Annotated in this window: 18 protein-coding genes; 10 read left to right on the top strand and 8 right to left on the bottom strand. The window is 68.7% G+C overall.

Annotated elements, in window-relative coordinates; all coding sequences use genetic code 11:
• Positions 1-151 precede the first annotated feature (151 nt).
• From FS641_RS03250 to FS641_RS03235, 4 genes are all read left to right on the top strand, one after another.
• Complete coding sequence (locus FS641_RS03250; protein ID WP_144759735.1) at positions 152-1,084, top strand: NADP-dependent oxidoreductase; 933 nt, start codon at positions 152-154, stop codon at positions 1,082-1,084.
• A 209-nt stretch (positions 1,085-1,293) separates the two neighbouring features.
• Positions 1,294-2,115: a hypothetical protein gene (locus FS641_RS03245; protein WP_144759732.1), complete on the top strand. Its 822-nt coding sequence runs from the start codon at positions 1,294-1,296 to the stop codon at positions 2,113-2,115.
• The gene (locus tag FS641_RS03240) at positions 2,108-2,410 is read left to right on the top strand and encodes a hypothetical protein (RefSeq protein WP_144759730.1); all 303 of its coding nucleotides are present in this window, start codon (positions 2,108-2,110) and stop codon (positions 2,408-2,410) included. Before FS641_RS03245 ends, FS641_RS03240 begins: the two co-directional genes overlap by 8 nt.
• Positions 2,411-2,556: 146 nt before the next feature.
• Positions 2,557-3,369 carry a hypothetical protein gene (locus FS641_RS03235; RefSeq protein ID WP_144759727.1) on the top strand — a complete coding sequence of 271 codons (813 nt, stop codon included), beginning with the start codon at positions 2,557-2,559 and terminating at the stop codon, positions 3,367-3,369.
• 70 nt (positions 3,370-3,439) lie between these two features.
• Here FS641_RS03235 and FS641_RS03230 read toward each other — a convergent pair whose 3' ends face one another.
• Positions 3,440-4,201, bottom strand: coding sequence for an SDR family NAD(P)-dependent oxidoreductase (locus FS641_RS03230; RefSeq protein WP_144759724.1), 762 nt, complete (start codon positions 4,199-4,201; stop codon positions 3,440-3,442).
• Between the two features lie 132 nt (positions 4,202-4,333).
• Here FS641_RS03230 and FS641_RS03225 point away from each other — a divergent pair, with 132 nt between their 5' ends.
• The gene (locus tag FS641_RS03225; protein ID WP_144759721.1) at positions 4,334-5,281 is read left to right on the top strand and encodes an AraC family transcriptional regulator; all 948 of its coding nucleotides are present in this window, start codon (positions 4,334-4,336) and stop codon (positions 5,279-5,281) included.
• Positions 5,282-5,371: 90 nt separating this feature from the next.
• Here the strand turns inward: FS641_RS03225 and FS641_RS03220 are convergent, their stop codons facing one another.
• Together FS641_RS03220 and FS641_RS03215 are read right to left on the bottom strand one after the other, a co-directional pair.
• Complete coding sequence (locus FS641_RS03220; protein ID WP_260855644.1) at positions 5,372-5,797, bottom strand: very short patch repair endonuclease; 426 nt, start codon at positions 5,795-5,797, stop codon at positions 5,372-5,374.
• Positions 5,798-5,861: 64 nt separating this feature from the next.
• The gene (locus FS641_RS03215) at positions 5,862-6,524 is read right to left on the bottom strand and encodes a nuclease-related domain-containing protein (RefSeq protein WP_260855643.1); all 663 of its coding nucleotides are present in this window, start codon (positions 6,522-6,524) and stop codon (positions 5,862-5,864) included.
• 149 nt (positions 6,525-6,673) lie between these two features.
• Here FS641_RS03215 and FS641_RS03210 point away from each other — a divergent pair, with 149 nt between their 5' ends.
• The 4 genes from FS641_RS03210 to FS641_RS03195 all read left to right on the top strand — a co-directional run bounded on the left by FS641_RS03210 (position 6,674) and on the right by FS641_RS03195 (position 12,037).
• Positions 6,674-7,798, top strand: coding sequence for an EcsC family protein (locus FS641_RS03210; protein WP_260855641.1), 1,125 nt, complete (start codon positions 6,674-6,676; stop codon positions 7,796-7,798).
• Between the two features lie 30 nt (positions 7,799-7,828).
• Complete coding sequence (locus FS641_RS03205; RefSeq protein WP_144759715.1) at positions 7,829-9,934, top strand: AAA family ATPase; 2,106 nt, start codon at positions 7,829-7,831, stop codon at positions 9,932-9,934.
• On the top strand, positions 9,915-11,108 hold the full coding sequence (locus tag FS641_RS03200) for an McrC family protein (RefSeq protein ID WP_144759712.1): 1,194 nt from the start codon (positions 9,915-9,917) through the stop codon (positions 11,106-11,108). The genes FS641_RS03205 and FS641_RS03200 overlap by 20 nt, the downstream gene beginning before the upstream one ends.
• Positions 11,109-11,719: 611 nt before the next feature.
• Entirely contained in the window at positions 11,720-12,037 is a 318-nt protein-coding gene (locus FS641_RS03195; RefSeq protein ID WP_144759708.1) for a hypothetical protein, read from the top strand.
• A 287-nt stretch (positions 12,038-12,324) separates the two neighbouring features.
• On the opposite strand, the gene FS641_RS03190 is transcribed toward FS641_RS03195, so the two are convergent.
• The 4 genes from FS641_RS03190 to FS641_RS17910 all read right to left on the bottom strand — a co-directional run bounded on the left by FS641_RS03190 (position 12,325) and on the right by FS641_RS17910 (position 15,082).
• Entirely contained in the window at positions 12,325-13,653 is a 1,329-nt protein-coding gene (locus tag FS641_RS03190; protein ID WP_144759705.1) for a hypothetical protein, read from the bottom strand.
• Between the two features lie 124 nt (positions 13,654-13,777).
• On the bottom strand, positions 13,778-14,035 hold the full coding sequence (locus FS641_RS03185) for a hypothetical protein (RefSeq protein ID WP_144759702.1): 258 nt from the start codon (positions 14,033-14,035) through the stop codon (positions 13,778-13,780).
• A gap of 13 nt (positions 14,036-14,048) precedes the next feature.
• Positions 14,049-14,831 (bottom strand): ABC transporter ATP-binding protein, encoded by a 783-nt coding sequence (locus FS641_RS03180; RefSeq protein ID WP_186317552.1) that lies wholly within the window; start codon positions 14,829-14,831, stop codon positions 14,049-14,051.
• Positions 14,828-15,082, bottom strand: a complete 255-nt coding sequence (locus tag FS641_RS17910; protein WP_186317551.1) for a hypothetical protein — start codon at positions 15,080-15,082, stop codon at positions 14,828-14,830. The genes FS641_RS03180 and FS641_RS17910 overlap by 4 nt, the downstream gene beginning before the upstream one ends.
• A gap of 169 nt (positions 15,083-15,251) precedes the next feature.
• Between FS641_RS17910 and FS641_RS18355 the strand changes: the two genes are divergently transcribed.
• Positions 15,252-16,079, top strand: coding sequence for a GNAT family N-acetyltransferase (locus FS641_RS18355; RefSeq protein ID WP_260855638.1), 828 nt, complete (start codon positions 15,252-15,254; stop codon positions 16,077-16,079).
• Between the two features lie 46 nt (positions 16,080-16,125).
• Here the strand turns inward: FS641_RS18355 and FS641_RS03165 are convergent, their stop codons facing one another.
• Positions 16,126-16,761, bottom strand: coding sequence for an NrtR DNA-binding winged helix domain-containing protein (locus FS641_RS03165; protein WP_144759696.1), 636 nt, complete (start codon positions 16,759-16,761; stop codon positions 16,126-16,128).
• Positions 16,762-16,842 lie beyond the last annotated feature (81 nt).

The following is a 16,842-nucleotide window of genomic DNA, read 5'->3' as shown; positions in this document are numbered from 1 at the left end:
TCAGCGCCGATGGTACTGCAAGGGGGACCTTGTGGGAGAGTAGGACGCCGCCGGACTCAACGTGTAACACCAGGGAACCCCTGACCAGTACTGGTCAGGGGCTTTCTGCGTTCACCGGGACTTCTTCCGTCGAGGCCGGTAGAACGGAGTGATGAAGGTCGTCGGAGTAGAGCAGTTCGGAGGGCCCGAGGCCCTCGCCGTCCACGAGGTCCCGGAGCCGCACGCCGGCGCCGGTTCGGTCCGGATCCGCGTGCAGGCGTTCGCGGTCAACCCGACGGACACAGGCGTGCGCGCGGGGGAGCGGGACAGCTCCGCTTCCGAGGCGCCCTACGTGCCGGGGATGGACGCTGCCGGGGTCATCGACGAAGTCGGGCCGGACGTGTCCGGCTGGCACGTCGGCGACGCCGTGATGGCCATGGCGCTGCCCCTCAGCACCCACGGCGGGGCGTACGTCGAGGAGCTCGTCGCTCCCGTCGGGTCGTTCACGCACGTGCCGAAGGACACCTCGATCGAGCTCGCTTCGACCGTCCCGATGAACGGGCTCACCGCGATCCGGATGCTCGAGCTCGCCGGGATCCAGCGGGGCGGGACCCTCGCCGTGACCGGTGCGGCTGGGCTGCTCGGCAACTACCTGGTGCAGCTGGCGAAGGCCGAGGGGATCACGGTCATCGCCGATGCGGCACCGAAGGACGAGGCGCTCGTGCGCTCGCTCGGCCCCGACCACATCGTGCCCCGTGGTGACGGGTTCGCCGCAGCCGTCCGGGCGATCGTCCCAGACGGTGTCGACGCCCTCGCCGACGCCGCCGTGCAACGCGACGTCGTCGTGCCCGCCGTCCGCGAGGGTGGCGTCTTCATCGACGTGCGCGGGTGGGAGGGCAACGGCGCCGACGGCGTGCGGTTCGAGCGCGTCTTCGTGTTCAGTGAGTACCGGTCGTTCGACAAGCTCGAGCGACTTCGGCACGCCGTCGAGGGCGGGACGATCACCCCGCGCATCGCGGAGGTGCTCCCGGCCGATCGCGCTCCGGAGGCGCACGAGCGGCTCGAGGCGGGCGGGACGCGGGGGCGGTTCGTGCTCACGTGGTGACGGAGGCAGCGCTCGCCTCCGCCGACTGAGCGACGGCCTCCGGGATCGTGGCCGAAGCACTCCGCAGGAGCGACGGTCCGTGCCTCCGGGTCGCGGGAGCGGGCGCTGCTCGAGCCGCGGCCCGACTGCGGACGGGAGGCGCGTGGCGGCCTGGTGCCGTGCCTCCCGTCCGGCCATCGCTAGTGTGGGACCGGGGGACGGGGGAAGACATGGTCGACGACACCGCGTGGTCGCCGCCGCGGCGGCGGAACGGCATCGGCTGGATCGTGGCGAGCGGGCTGGTCCTGCCGGTCGGCTGGGTCGCCTGGTTGCTCGTCGCACTGGCCGGGTACAACGGCGTCGACGACTCGGACCGGTCGCTCGCGGCCCAGACAACGGGGAGCATCGTCGTCACGCTCGTGGTCGCGGGGCTGCCGCTCGCCGGGCTGGTCGTGCTGCTGCAGCAGCGACGGCGGGACCGGTCGGTCACGCTCGTCGGACCGGTGGCGTGCGGCGTGTTCGTGGTCCTCGCGGCCGGGAGCCTCGGGTACCCCACCGCGCGAGTCGCCCAGAGCTGGGCGGCCGAGGAACATCGGCGCGCGCAGCCGCTGACGGCGACGGAGACGAGTCGGACGCCGGACCAGGCGGAGCGCGACCTGGCGGCCGTCGGCGAGCGTGCCGTGCGTGCACTCGGCGCGGACCCCGGTGCCGGGAAGACCGTGCACTTCCCACGAGGGTGCACGCTGTCGAACCTGGCGGAGGGCACGAAGTACACCTGGCACTGGTCGGTCAGCCCAGCGACGGAGGACACCCCGCGGACCGATGCGGAGCGGGAGGCGGACCTGCTGTCGGCAGACGAGACCGATGCGCGCGTGGCTCCCGTACGCGAGGTGTTCACGGGCGCCGGGCTCCGCGAGGCCGAACCGTACGGCTGGGATCTCCGGGCGTTGGGTGACGGCTGGTTGGCGGAGGCCTCGGCGAGCGTGACCCGGACGTCGAGCGACGTGTCCCTCGAGACGCGCTGCCTCGCCGGAGGGCCGGGCGATGACTGAGGTCGGAGCGCGGACGAGGGCGCGTGGGGTGCCGACCCGGGTCCTCGTCGCGCTGACGGTGGCCACCGCGTGCACCGTGTACGAGCTGTTCGCCGGTGCGCTCGTCGAGTGGACGGGACTCGGGTTCCTGCCGCTGCTGCTGGTCCCGCCGGCGTACATCGCCGCGATGCTGCTGCTCATCTGGGTGGGGCAGCAGGGCTTCCGACGCGTGCGGACGGCGGCGGTCGTCGTGGGGGTCCTGCTCGCGGCGTCGTTGCCGATCGCGGTGCTGGTGACCCGGGCGACCTGGAACTGAGGGGTGGGTAGGCGAGGATCGCGTGCGCCCGTTCTGGAGGCAGCATGCTGCCTGGGCGACCGACCGCCGGCGTCCGGAGGATGCGCGGCCAGCGCGCGCGGAACACGACCGCCGACGCTGCCTCGGGCCCTGGTACGGTTCGGATCGTGCAGGGGGGACCAACGGAGCAGCGGGGGCGGGGCGGCGTCGGCTGGGTCGTGACGAGCGCCGTGGTGCTCGTCGCCGGGACGTTCGCGTGGGTGGTGCTCTCCGTCGTGGGGGACTTCGGCCCGGGGCAGACCCGACCGAGTCTCGGAGCGCGGGCACTCGGCTCGGTCGTCATCGCGGTGGTGACGATCGGGTTCCCGACCGCGGTCGGCGTGGTCCACCTCACGCAGCGACGTCGCGGGGCCGCGATCAGGCTGGGGGCACCGATTGCCTGCCTGGTCATCGCGGTGCTCGGCATCTGGACGGTCGGCTTCGCCTCGACCGGGGTCGTCGTGGACTGGGCATCGGACCACCACCGCCGTGCGCAGCCGCTCTCCGCCGTCGAGACGAGCCGCACGCAGGCCCAGGCTGCCCGCGACCTCGACACGATCGGAGCGGCCGCCGTCGGTGCGCTCGGAGCAGACCTGGCCGACGAGCAGGTCCTCCGCTCGAGCAGCGCCTGCCCGCTCTCCAACGAGGAGTGGGGAGCGCAGCAGACCTGGGAGTGGCGGACGTCCACCATCCCCGAGGGCGTCGCCCGGACCGACGAGGAGCTCGACGCGAGCCTCCTCGGCAGGCAGGAGGTCGCCCGACGGACGGCTGCCGCGCGGGCCGTCCTCGAGGACGCGGGCCTGACGCAGGAATCGGTGGCCGACCGGAGCGCCACGTTCACCGGGAAGCGGTGGCTGGACTCCGGGTACCTCGAGGTGACGACGACCGACACGGACGTGACGTTGCAGACGAGGTGTCTGGCAGGGCAGGCGCGGCGCTGACCGCAGGGGAGCGCGGCGCCGACGACCGCGCCACCGCGGATCTCACCGCCCCGTCAGCTCCGCGGTTCCGTCACCGCATCCGCGTGGAGGCGATCCCGCCGTCGACGTCGATCGTCCCGCCGTGCAGGAACGCGGCCTCGTCCGACACCGCCCACCGGACCGCTCGGGCGATGTCCACCGGTCGGACCGGCACGCCCGCCGGCGTCCCCAGCGTCATCGCGGCGAGCACGTCCGCCGAGTCCGCGTTCCCGGGCGTCGCCGTCGCACCGGGAGCAACCGTCACGACACGGACGCCGCGCTGACCGTACTCGGCGGCCCAGGCGCGGGTGAGCTGCTCCACGGCGGCCTTCGTCGCCGGGTAGAGCGCCATGAACGGCACCCCCACCCGGGCCATCCACGATCCGATGTTGACGATGTTGCCCGATCCCGCCTCGGCCATCGCGGGCGCGAGTTCGGCGACGAGGACGTGCGGCGCACGGATGTTCGTCGCGAGGAGCGCGTCGACGGTGTCGTCGTCGAGGGACTCGGTCGGTCCGCCCGGGTAGACGCCGGCGTTGTTGACGAGGACGTCGACGTGGCCGCCGAGCTGCTCCCGGGCGCGTGCCGCGACGGCCCGGACGGCATCGGCGCCCTGCGACAGATCACCGACGACCGTGACGGCGCTTCCGCCCTGTCGGACGATGTCCTCCGCGACGGTCCGTGTGCGTTCTCCGTCGCGTCCGGCGACCGCGACGGTGTAGCCGTCGGCGGCGAGCTCCCGGGCGATGGCTTCGCCGATGCCGCTGGAGGCTCCGGTGACGAGGGCGGTCCTGGTGTTCGTTCCTGTGGTCATGCATCGATCGTCGGTCCGGAGGACCGCCGCGCCCTTGCCGGATCCGGTGGGGACCTTGCCCGATCCTGCACCCACGGTCCGACGGCCGACCGGTCGGGGCGACCACGGCCTCCCGGCATCTAGGTTGGACGCGTGGACGACGTCACCGCACAGCACCTGGACCGCGCTGCGGCCATCGCGAGCGACCACGCGGCGGTGCTCCGGTCGGCGACCACCGTCGAGACGGCGGCGCGGCCCGGATCCGCGCACCGTGCTGCGTCGCTCGGCCTGACGGTGTCACGCGTCCACGAACCGTCCGGCATGTTCGACCGCCGGTACGTGCCGTCGCTTTCCGTGGTCCTCCGCGGTCGGAAACACTCCGTCATCGGTGACGACGACCAGGTCTGGGGTCGCGAACACTTCGTCATCACGCCCGTGGACCTCCCCGTGGTCGCGGGTGTCGTCGACACGGCCGGAGCCGCAGGCTTCGTCTCCGCGGTCTGGAGGCTCGACCCGGCTGTCGTGGGCGAGGTCGCCGCCACGATGCACTCGCCTGCACCGCCGCTCCGCGGCGAACTGCCACGACTCGGCACCTGGACCGCGCCGCTCGCCGACGCCTTCGTACGACTGCTCGCGCTGCTCGACGCACCCGAGGACGTCCCGGTCCTGTTCCCGCTCGTGTCACGGGAGATCGTGCTGCGGTTGCTCCAGTCGTCCCAGGCACCCCGGATCACCGCGGCGCTCGACGACGCCGGCACCTCGGTCGTGGCCGGAGCGACGGCGCTCTTGACGATGCGGATGGACGAGCAGTGGTCGATGCCGCGGCTCGCGCGGGAGCTCCTGGTGAGCGAGTCGACGCTGTTCGCGCGGTTCAAGGAGGCGACCGGGATGTCGCCGGCGCAGTACCTCAAGCGGACGCGACTGGGGGAGGCCCGGCGGCGGATGGTCGTGCACGGGGAGACCGCCGCGGGGGCTGCTGCTGCGGTCGGGTTCCGGAGTGCGTCGCACTTCTCGCGGGACTACCGGGAGGCGTACGGGCGGCCGCCTGCGGCGGATGCGGTGGTGGCGCGGGAGCAGTTGGGCTTGGCGGCAGCGGTGTAGGGGTGGGCGGCGGCGGGAGGTGTCCCGGCTCCGGCCGCTGCTGCGCTGACGTCGGCGTCGACTTCGGACGTTGCCGCATCGGCATGCGTCTCAGCCGACGATGGCCCACCACCGGTCGAGCTCGTGCTCGACGCGGTCGGCGGCGTCGTGCACGTCCTCGTGTTCCCACACACGGACGACCTTCCAGCCCTCGCCGCGGAGGACGGCGTCGTGGTGGGCGTCGCGCTGCCGGTTCGCCAGGAGTTTCGCGCGCCAGAGCGCGGCGTTGGCCTTCGGGAGGTGCGTGTGCTCCTCGCAGAAGTGCCAGAAGCAACCGTCGACGAACACCGCCACACGCGCCCTCGGGAAGACGAGGTCGGCGCGGCACCTCGTAGTGGTGCTGACACGGCGGTCGACGAAGAAGCGGCGGCCGCGGGCGTGGAGCTCACGGCGAAGGGCGAGTTCGGGGGCGGTGTCGCGGCGACCGAAGCGGGCCATGTGTCGGCGCCGGGCGTCGGTGGCTTCCCAGTGCTGCACGGGTCGAGGGTAGGCGTGCGGAGACCGCCCTCATCGAGGTCTGGCGGAGGCTGTGGACAGGCGGTCAGGCCGGTCGGAACACGAAGTCCAGGCGGGTCGCGACCGCGTCGACGTCGACATCGCCGTCCGCGCTCCGGAGCAGCTTGGCGAGCTTGTTCGGCCAGAGCACGTGCACGTCATCGACCAGGAACGAACCGCCGAACACCGGCCAGTCCGCGTCGACGAAGCAGAGTGCTCCCGTGACGGGCACGTCCGTCACGGAGCGGAGCACCGCGAGTTGCTCGGCCATCCCCGCCAGGAGCGACGCCTTCTCTCGGCCTCCGACGACGAGGTGTTCGGTCCTCGGGCGGAAGAGGCCTCCGTCCACGCGGAGCGTCGGTCGCTGACCCTTGTACCGCTTCGTGTCGATGACCCAGACCCCCGCTGACGTCACGGCGATGTGGTCGATGTTCGCGCGCGACTTCGGCACCCGACGGTCGTGCAGCACCCTGATGGACTCGGACGCCAGGGCATCGAGCGCTGCTCCGACCCGTTCCTCGCCGATCGCGCCGGTCCGCCAGGCGGTCGTGCTCTGGCGCTCCGGGGTCAGCGCGACCGCGATCCCGCCGAGCTTGCCCCAGCTGGCTCGGATCGCTGCTTCGTCCTTCGCACGGCGTCGTTCGTGTTCGCGGCGGGCCGAGGAGCCTGCCCGACCGGCGCGCTCAGCGGAGTCGTCAGTCGTCGTCATCCTCGCCCTCCAGGTCGCCGTTCCGGCGTCGCTTCCATCGTCACACGGAGTCAGCGCCATCCTGAGGCTTCCTCGCGCCCACCTTCGGGGGTCGTTTGCGATTGCCTGTACCCGGTCTGGATTGGTTGGCCCAAGCACCTGGATGCAGCGTGCTGTTCGTGCGGAAACGCGCCGACCCCATCCAGATCATGGTGGTGCTCCCTGGGCTCGTACATGATGAGCAGGTGTTCAAGAACGAGGGCAGTGCAGTCGCCGGTCAGATGAGCCCCTACGAGCAGAAGGCCTGGCAGTCGCTCCTGCAACATTGGGAGAAGCGCGGTCAACGTCGCGTGGTGGGGCAGTGGGCGAGTGCCGCGATCGATCGCGGTGCCCATGCGACTTCAGAAGCCACGGGTCGGGTCGTTCGCGTGGTGCCAGAGATGGTCAAGAAGCCGATCCGGCAGGCGACTTCAGCGGTCACAGACGCTGCGCTCAAGCCCGCGCTCGAGAGCGCGGTGGCACTGTTGGAGCTCGTCAACACGTGGGCGCTCGAGCTCAACGACCCCAAGGTGGTCGTGAAGCTGGCGCAGAAGCGTGACATGCAGATCACCGACTTCACGGAGCTCAGCTCCGTGGACCTGAAGTCCTGTGACCGCCTGCTGTCGATGAACACCCTGCAATGGCGGACGGCCGGTGCTGCCGAAGGTGCAGCCATGGGAGCGTTGGCACTCGTGCCCATCGCTGGCCTGCCTGCGGCGATCACAGCGGACATCCTCGTGCTGCAGGTCCTCAGCACCGCAATCGCTGCGCGGGTCGCCTACTCCTACGGTTTTGACGCAAAGGACCCTGACGAGCAGGCCTTCATCCAGCGGCTGGTCCGGAGGTCATTCATGGCACAAGCCGCGAAGGCGGGACCGCTCCGCGAGGCGAGCCGCGCTGCGCAGGCCGCCCAGGGACGGATCAACTGGTCCGCGAAGCTCCGTGCAGACCACCGCCTTCTCGCCGCGATCGAGAAGATCATGAAGCACCTCGGGCCCTCCGGCGCGCACGTGTCGGTGCAGAGCGCCGCGAAGTTCCTGCCAGTGGTCGGCATCCTGATCGGAGCCGGTGTGAACTCCACGGTGCTCGCGAACGTCGCCGAGGACGCAAAGCGGTACTGCCAGACACGGTTCCTGAGCGAGAAGTACGGGTTGCCGTTGCCCGCAGGGCTTGCCGTCGATCCCGAAGAGGAACCGGTTGATGCCACCGAAGAAGACGATGACGCTGCACCGGAGACTGCGTTCGTTGCTGGCTGACGACCGGAGCCGAGAGCAAGGAACAGGGCAATGACCAGAGCGCAGAATCGACTCAAGCGACTCCGCGAAGCACTGCGGTACCTCGATGAGCAAGGCGGGTCCGCTCGTCGGCTCGACGTGTGGGACCACGTCCTGTCGGTCCATCCACTCGAGGGCGACGAGCTGAACCCCAACACCAAGGGAAAGCCCCTGGGCAACTCGGACTTCTTCTGGGGCTCAGCCGGGCTCGTCAACGCCGGCTTCATGGAGAAGCCGAAGCGCGGGGAGTGGCTCGTCACCGACCTCGGCCGCGACTACAGCTCGCGAGACCGTCCGCTCGAAGAATTCGGATCAGAGCTCAGCGCGCGCCAGCGTGAATTTGAGCGGCTGAAGAACGAGGACGTCGCACTGCGGCTCGCGACGGAGATCGTGGCCCCGAACCGCCAGGCCGAGGTCATCCGCGCCACAGCGCTCATCTTCTCGGAACGCGGCCTCCGGGACCTCGACTCCGTGTTCGCGCCGGGCCGCGCCGTGTGGCGCAGGGGCGTCGTCGCCGAGCTGCGGGAGCGGTTCATCGGCAAGCCTGACGTACTGGGTGCGGGCTTCCTCGACAAGATCGCCGTGCAGTTCGACGGGGCAAGTGACGATGCGAAGCTCCTGATGGCCGAACTCCTGTGCTGGCAGGTCCTCCCGTTGGAGCAGCCAGGAGAGCGGAAGAAGCGGGAACGAGTCACGTTCCTGCTCGACAAGATGGAACATCCGGTCACGATCCCGTCGGAGATCGACGATGCGTTCCGCTCGTGGTCGTTCAACCCGGGCCAGGGCATCTCCGGGCACATGTTCGATGCGACCTCGATGCTCATCGAATGCGTCGATGCCTGGCTGACGCTGACCGATGACGCTCGTGCTGAAGCGCTCGAGGACCCGACCGCCTGGCGTGAGGTCGTCGCAGGACTCCCCGGTACTGCATTGCCCATCCAGCGGAACGAGTTGCTGTTCCTCGTCCACCCCGAGTACTTCGGCGAGGTCGTTTCCAGCGACAACCGTGAAGCGATCCGTGCAGCATTCGCGGGCGAAGTCGAGGGGCAGATGGAGGACGACCCCGACGCCGCCTTCCAGCAGATCACCATCGCGCTGCAGCAGAAGGTCAAGGGCCCGGCGCTGTACTACGTCGAGCCCCTCGTGTCACGGTGGCAGAAGCGGCTTCCCGTTGAGCCGCCAGTCATCGACCCGCCGGTCCCTGGTCCTGACCCAGTGCGATCGGGGTTCCCGTCAGCCGACGGCATCCTCGCCAACGGACTCCACATGCCGCTCCCATGGCTCCAGGAGACCCTCGACCTCATCGAGCGCCGGAAGCAGGTGATCCTCTACGGCCCGCCCGGCACCGGCAAGACCTTCCTCGCCCAGGCACTCGCCAAGCACGTCACGAAGGGCGGGGACGACGGCGAGACCGTCATTGTCCAGTTCCATCCGACCTACTCCTACGAGGACTTCTTCGAGGGCTTCCGCCCCGTCGCGAACGACGACGGCGGCAACCTCGCGTTCACGCTCCGCAAGGGCCCGCTTCGCCGCCTCGCGGACGCCGCCGCCGCCAACCCCGAGGCGAACTACTTCCTGGTCATCGACGAGATCAACCGCGGCAACATCGCGAAGGTCTTCGGCGAGCTGTACTTCCTGCTGGAGTACCGCGACAGCGAGATCTCCCTGCTCTACAGCGACGAGCCGTTCACCCTGCCGAGCAACATCTTCGTCATCGGCACGATGAACACCGCCGACCGCTCGATCGCGATGCTCGACGCAGCCATGCGGCGCCGCTTCGCGTTCATCGAACTGCACCCTGGACGTGAGCCCGTGCAGAACGTGCTGGCGCGCTGGGTGGCGACCAACGGCCTCCAGGACGACCGCGCGGACCTGCTGACGCGACTCAACGCGCAGATCCAGGACCACGACGCCAAGGTGGGCCCGTCATTCCTGATGCGTGATCTTGCCGGTTCTGGTCTGCAGGACGTGTGGCGGTACGAGATCCTGCCGCTGCTGGCGGAGCACCACTACGGCGAGGGCGTCGACCTGGAGGCTCGGTACGGCTTGGCGACATTGCGTCGCCAGCCCGCACCTGCGGCGGCGGACGGAGCCGAAGGTGCTTCCGTCGACGATTGAGCTGCGGGAGGCGGACCAGCCGGTGGTGCACCGGCTGCCGCGCGCGGTGGCCGTCGGGCTCGCAGCGGCGAACATCGCGACCGTTGCGCCGACGTTCGGCGCGGACGAGTACCGCGTCAGCGGTGTCCGGAAGGTGGGCGTCGTGCGGATCGCGGGGCACACGGTGTGGCTGAAGCCGAAGACGCCTGTTCGTCGGCTGTTCGCGATGCTCGGGTACGCCCGTGCCGGCAGCGCGATCTGGACCGAGGACGATTTCGGGTTCGAGGAGGACGAGGACCTGGTGCCGGCGTTGGCGCACGCGTTCGTGCGGCAGGCCTCACGGGCGCTCGCCGGAGGGCCGCTCCGCGGGTACGTCACGCGTGAGGATGCGCTGCCGCTCGTGCGTGGGCGGTGGCGGATCGGGGACCAGCTGATGCGGCGGGGTGGACAGCCGCTGCCGGTAGAGGTGTCGTTCGACGACTACGTCGAGGACATCCCGGAGAACCAGGTGCTGCTGACGGCTGCGACGCGGTTGTTGCGGCTGCCGGGGGTGCCGTCGGACGTGCTCGGGGCGCTGCGACGGGTCGTGCGGGTGCTCGACGGAGTGTCGGTGATCCCGGTCGGGGCTCCGGTTCCTGTGGTGCGGGCGGATCGGCGGAACGCGCGGTACTCGTCGGCGCTGGCACTGGCGTCGCTCGTGCTGTCGGGGTCGTCGGTCGAGCAGCGAGCTGGATCCGTTGTCGCGTCGGGGTTCCTCGTCGACATGTGGTCGGTGTTCGAGGACTTCGTGTCTGCAGCGCTCCGCGAGGCGTTCAAGCCGTACGGGGGAGAGCTCGTGTCGCAGTACGCATCGACGCTCGACGTCGAGGGCACGGTGAAGATCGCGCCGGACCTGGTGTGGGTCGTCGACGGGGTGGTGCGCGCGTGCATCGACGTGAAGTACAAGGTCGAGAAGCACGGGCAGTACCCGAACGCTGACCTGTACCAGATGGCGGCCTACTGCCGGCGGTTCGGGTTGGGGGAGGGGTGGCTCGTGTACGCGGCTGGGCAAGAGGCAGGAAAGAATGTGCAGCTCGTCCATGGCGCCTCGATCTGTCGACTTGCCCTCCGGACGGACAGCACCCCGGCAGCGCTCGGTGAGCAGATGCGAGCAATCGCGCAGCGACTAGCTCGGTCGATGGGCGTGCAAGCCTGACCGTTGGAATCGCGGTGATTGCACGTCCCAATCACCGCGACCCGAAGCCGCCGAGCGGGTCCTGCGACGGATCGCGGCTTCGCCACATCGCGTGCCCATCGTCGCCGTGCGAGCAACCGCCGGACAAGCAGCCCGGCGCGATCAAGCTCGTCATCGATCAGATGCAGTCAACGGCGCCGCGCTACGCGGCAGAGCGAGAACGCTAGGGCAGTTTGGGTCGCTGCGGGCTTGGGTGACGTCATCGAGGGGTCCGTTCGGCACTTCGTGGTTCCCTGAGCGTCGCGTCTGTTCTGCGAGAGAACGACCTCAGGCGGAGGCGAGGTCTGTGGCACTGATCGGGGTGGCCTGGAGGGGCGTCTGAATCGCGCCGAAAACGGCCACGCGGTCGTCGGCGTTCAGGTCACGCCCGGTGATCGTGACATTCGCGATGCGCCGTGCACCGCCGAGGCAGGAAGCGCGAGTCAGCTCAGCGAGTGAGCCCACTGCTCGAGCTCTGCAGATCACGCGGATCAGGGTGCTGGAACTAACCGCTTCCCCTAGTCGGCGGCTCTGCGATGAAGAGCAGTCCGTAGATTTGCGCCATCTCCGTGCGGCAGGGCGAGGGTGCTCAGATGCCCGACCCCGATGGCGATGAGGAGGAAACTGACGACCTTGGTGTGGCTTTGGGTGCTGAAGCCGATGCTGAGAAGGGAAGCGAAAGCCGCCGCCGTTGCGGGTCCCGCGATGACGACGGCGGCCTCGCGCCACCCGCGGAGCACCGGACGAATCAGGTGACCGAATCCCAACCGGCTGATGAAGTGCGCGTGCTGCGACGTCGACTCCACGAGCCACAAGGCAGCGAAGTGGCCGAACTCATGCGCGACGTTGAAGAACAAGAGAGTGACCAACGTCACGACCAAGGTGACACCACCAGTCGGTTCGCCGAGTAGGAAGGAGCACCATGCTGCGATCAACGTCAGTGTCAGCGGTAGGAATGCTGAGCACACCATCGAGTAGGGGATCGCGAGGAAGGACGTTCGTCGCGAGGTGTCCAACGGCACCGGATGCGCTGATCCCGTTGCGGCAGCACACCACCGCGAGGAGCAGATCGCGACGAGCCCCAGGTCCTCCGCTCTGACTCGCCCCTGCCGAGTCCCCAGGGGGACTGCGATGCCGAAGTGCGGGCAGTGCGCCACCAACCGCTCGTCGATGGTGGAACACGTGGAGGCGTGCAGGGTCACGTCGTTCGGAGATTCCGTAGGGGGAGAAGGGCCAGCAGCGTGAGTGCCACCCCCACTGCGAGAGTCCCCGTCGTCGTCCAGACCTCGTGTCCGTTCGATGTCACGAGATCAGCGAGTTGAACGGAGACGAGGTACACGAGCGTGGCGAGAACGAGAGCGATACTCCCGGACAACGGCTGATCCTGGCTCACGGGGATCAGTGAGCCTGCGATGAGCGCCGCGGCGAAGAGCACGCTCGCTCGCGCGAAGAACTCCGGGAGGTCGGCCGGCACCATGAATTCCGCGATCAGTGCCATCGAGAGCAGGGGTATCGCAGCCAACACCGACGTCGCGAAGTGCGCGGTCACTGTGGGCACGATCCACCAATCACTCCGACCGGTGGCTGATGAGCCCATCCAGGACCACGGCAATGAGCGCCCAGGACCGAAGAGGACGAACGTGAAGGCGGCTGCCGGGGCCGAGGTCACCAGGGTCTGCCCGACCGGCGTCGGAAGGATGGGCGGCGGCAACAGCGCTCCGGCGGCGAACGCAAGCGTCATTCCGAGGAGACCGAGAAAGGTTTGTGGTGCTCTGAGCAGCAGCAGGGCGCTCCCGATCGCTGGTCCACTGTGACGACCGGCAAGGCTGAAGCTCGATCGAAGGATCGGGATGGACACGCCTCCGGTTGTGGTCGCGCGGAGGCGCGACATGAGAAGTGCGACTGCTGCTGCCACGAACATCCATCCGGTCATCGTCGCCCAGGCCCACGGCGAAGGTGCCGTGCTGACGCTCAGGACGGCGTCTTCGAGGTAGAGCGAAGGGGCCGCCAGGTTCGGCGGCTGAGGACTGATCACCCCGCGCCCGTAGAGCACAAGTGCAGCCCCGAGTACGAAGGCTCCGCTCACGGTGGAAGCCACGAGGTGGTTCAGCTTGCACACGACAAGTGCCGACGTAGCTGCGTGCAGGGCGCATTGCACGAGGAGCTGAGTCAGCCCGGCAGCGATTCCGAGCATGATCGTCAGTACCACCGCAGACGATGCCGGAAGCAGCTTCCACGCGATCAGGACCGTCGGAAGTGCGAGCGAGCCAGCGGCGAGGAAGCTCGCTCCGAGAAGAGGCACGAGCTTGCCGAGCCGAATGGCTCCCGGCGAGATCGGCATCAACGCAAAGACGTTGTCGATGGCTGTGCTCATGGGCGCGGTCAGCGTCAGTACGAGAGCAATCAACGCCGATGTGAGAAGCGTGCCGGACGCCGCGGTCCGCAGGATCAGATTGGTCACTTCAGTGCTGAGGTCGCCATCGACGGCGCTCGTCGTCGTGATGCCGAGGACCACGCCGAAGAACATCAATCCGATTGCACCGCCGATTGCGGTGAGTCGAATCGTTCGCCGGGAAACGCCGGAACTTCGAGCAAGGTCGCTCGCCCATACCGCGAGTACAGCATTCGCGACGAGTGCAACAGACCGCACGTCAACCGGCTCGCTTACGGAAGCCGACGCTGAGGAACGTAAGCGTTACCAGGAGCACGACGACACCGAAGCCCCAGAAGTTCGGGACGAACTCCACCGCAGGGAGGCCGGACTCCTCGACCACTGACGCGGAGAAGACGAACGGAATGGTGACCGGGGAAGAAGTGATTGCTGACGCGGCCACTGTTGCGACCGTGATCAGGAAGCAAAGCGCAACGCCGGTAGCGAGGCCGATGGTCAATTTGCTGATGGCTTTCACGAGCATGAAGGGTTCACCGTTCGACTAGGAGAGCACGGAGTGTGTCACGACGACGGTCGGCCTCGACCTGCGTGCCGGTGGAGCTGGTGAAGCATGCGTGGAGGGAGCCGTACTCGTGGATGAGGGCTTTCGGCGCGCCAGAGACGACCTTGTGACCCCGGTGGAGGATGGTGAGCGAGTCGCAGTGATGCTGGGCGCGGAGGAGATCGTGCGTTGCCATCAGCACCGAGCCACCAGCAGCAGTGAAGAAGGTGATCGCGTCTTCGAGAACTCCGCTGGTCTGCGGATCCAGCCCGCGGAACGGTTCATCCAAGATCAGCAGGCTCGGCTCGTGCATCAGCGCGGCGACGAGCTGCAACTTCCGCTTCATGCCGTGGGAGTATGCGGCCATCGGTCGAGACAAGGCGTCTCGAACGCCGAACACCCCCGCGTACTCTTCGGCACGGGAGAAATCTCTGCGGTCTCGAAACGCATCGTGCAGCTGCAGGAACTCGCTGCCCGTCAGCCCGAGCGGCAACGGGAGGTCGTCCGGAGCGAATCCGAACTGCAGGCGCGACGCCGTCTCGGCGAGGGGAATACCCATGTGCTGCACCGTTCCGGAATCCGCCGAGAGGATGCCCGTGATCATGTGAAGCGCGGTCGTTTTCCCCGAGCCGTTGGAGCCGAGGAGCCCGTGGATCTCGCCGGCAGGGATCTCAAGGTCGAGTTCCTGCAGTGCGACGTCTTTGCGGTACCGCTTCGATATCTGTCGAACTCGGAGCACCGCTTCCGCGGGCTCCTCGGCCGCGGTGTTCATTTCTTGCAGTAAGCCTTCCAGGTACCGCCGGCGTTCCACGACGGCATGTCCAATGCGGGATACATCCCCTTGTTCTGACAGGTGATCCACCAAGCGGCTACTACCCCGACCGCGAGGATGAGCGCGAGCGCGATGATGATGAGAACGACTACTCGGTCTTGCCGCAATCCGAAGTGGTCCGCGATCGCACGTGGTGACTGGGCGATGAGCGTTGACGTGGACGTGAGACTCGCGAGCGTGAGATCCGACACGAGCCCTCCTTTCACTGGTTGGTGCCGCCAACATACTGAAACTGAAACATCAATGCAAGGGAGCTACCGATCATCGCGGTTGAAAGGATGACGAAACGGGGCGATGCTCACTCAATCCGTACCGGTGAGCCCAAGAGCGGGGGTCCATAGGTGCGCGGACACTGTCTGCGTGGAAACCGTGGTTCGCGACCTCGAGCAGGACGACGTCAGCGCCCTGCAGGCCCTGATCGAGTCCTTCCCGTCGTACGCCGAACGCGTCACCGGCCAGCCCCCGGGCCAGTCCGACGCCCTCTCGGCGCTGATCTCCGTACCGCCGGACTCCGACCCAGCGGGGAAGCGGGGCATCGGTCTGTGGGACGCCGGCGCACTCATCGCCTTCGCCGACGTGTTGTTCGGCTACCCGGACCCCTCGACTGCGTACATCGGGCTGCTGATCGTGCACGGCGCACACCAGGGACAGGGCGTCGGCCGGCGTCTCCACGACGCGGTGCTCGAACGCATCCGCCAGGAGACGACCGCGGAACGGATCCGCCTCGGCATCGTGGCGACCAACGCCGACGTCGCCGAGCCGTTCTGGAACGCGCTCGGATACGCCCCGACTGGCGAGACCAAGCCGTACCGGTACGACAAGCTCGAGAGCACCGTCAGCATCTGGGAACGGCCGGTGCAACGCTCGCGAAGCGCCTCTCGTAGCATCGGAACGGTGAGCAACGACGTGACCCCCGGCCGCTACCGGCACTTCAAGGGCGGCGAGTACCAGGTGGTGCTCCTCGCGCGGGACGTGGAGACCGAGGCACCGGTGGTCGTCTACCAGGCGCTGTACGGAGAGCGTGGGCACTGGGTGCGGTCGCTCGACGACTTCACCGCGCACGTGTCGCGCGACGGGTACGACGGCCCACGGTTCGTCCGACTCGGTGACCGAGGCGAAGAGGACCGAGGCGAAGAGGACCGAGGCGAAGAGAACTCAGGCGAAGAGAACTCAGGCGAAGAGAGCTGAGGCGAGGCGGCAGCAAGGCCGCCCCGGAACAAGCCGACCCCGGCCCCTACCGCACGTACAACGCCGCCGGCTTCCCCGGCCCCTCCGCCGCTCGCTTCCCGGTCGCCGTCACCATCGGCACCATCGCCCGCCGGAACGAGTCCGGCAGCAACCGCTCCCCGAGCACCGCCTCGTGCAGTCCCCGCAACGCGGACATCGTGAACGGCGACGGCAGCAACCCGTGCGGATCGGGAGCGCCCCGGTGGTCGGCCCGGAGCTGCGCCACCGCGAACCCGAGGATGTCGTCGTGCCCGTGCACCATCCCCGCCGCATCGCCGACCGGCACGAGTCGGGCATCGTCCCCGAGGGACAGCGACGCCGCCGGCACCACATCGAGGTGCGCCACCGACAACACCCACCCCCGGCTGTCCCGCCCCGGCTCATCGAACACGTGCAACTGTCGCGGCGCCAGCCCCGTCATCCCGGCCTTCGCCCGCAACGACCGCAGCACCGCGTCCGCGAGCCGCTCGCCCTCGTGCACGAACGTCCCCGGCAGTCGCCAGTCCCCGTCGACCTGGTCGCGGACCTGCAGGACGGACAGCGGCCCTCCGACCGGCACGGTGAGCACGGCGGTGTCGACCGCGACGGAGGGGCGCGGGTAGTCGGCCAGGCGCTTGCCGGATGCATCGCGGTACTCGGTCACGCGTCGAGTTTACGCGTACTTGCGCAAACCGGTCGACTCGTGCACACTGGGTTTACGCAATCGTGCGTAAAACTGGAGGGG

It is taken from the genome of Curtobacterium sp. 9128, assembly GCF_007673775.1.
GTDB lineage: Bacteria > Actinomycetota > Actinomycetes > Actinomycetales > Microbacteriaceae > Curtobacterium.
The sequence above is the reverse complement of the archived record's forward strand: the minus strand, read 5'-3'. Positions and strand labels throughout refer to the sequence as shown.

What these genes read in the sequence shown, in the direction of transcription:
- FS641_RS03230 (WP_144759724.1), bottom strand. Translation starts at nt 4,201, where the DNA reads ATGACCACAGGAACGAACACCAGGACCGCCCTCGTCACCGGAGCCTCC.
- FS641_RS03250 (WP_144759735.1), top strand. Translation starts at nt 152, where the DNA reads ATGAAGGTCGTCGGAGTAGAGCAGTTCGGAGGGCCCGAGGCCCTCGCC.
- FS641_RS03215 (WP_260855643.1), bottom strand. Translation starts at nt 6,524, where the DNA reads ATGACGACGACTGACGACTCCGCTGAGCGCGCCGGTCGGGCAGGCTCC.
- FS641_RS03240 (WP_144759730.1), top strand. Translation starts at nt 2,108, where the DNA reads ATGACTGAGGTCGGAGCGCGGACGAGGGCGCGTGGGGTGCCGACCCGG.
- FS641_RS03195 (WP_144759708.1), top strand. Translation starts at nt 11,720, where the DNA reads ATGCCCGACCCCGATGGCGATGAGGAGGAAACTGACGACCTTGGTGTG.
- FS641_RS03245 (WP_144759732.1), top strand. Translation starts at nt 1,294, where the DNA reads ATGGTCGACGACACCGCGTGGTCGCCGCCGCGGCGGCGGAACGGCATC.
- FS641_RS03180 (WP_186317552.1), bottom strand. Translation starts at nt 14,831, where the DNA reads ATGAACACCGCGGCCGAGGAGCCCGCGGAAGCGGTGCTCCGAGTTCGA.
- FS641_RS03205 (WP_144759715.1), top strand. Translation starts at nt 7,829, where the DNA reads ATGACCAGAGCGCAGAATCGACTCAAGCGACTCCGCGAAGCACTGCGG.
- FS641_RS03190 (WP_144759705.1), bottom strand. Translation starts at nt 13,653, where the DNA reads ATGTTCTTCGGCGTGGTCCTCGGCATCACGACGACGAGCGCCGTCGAT.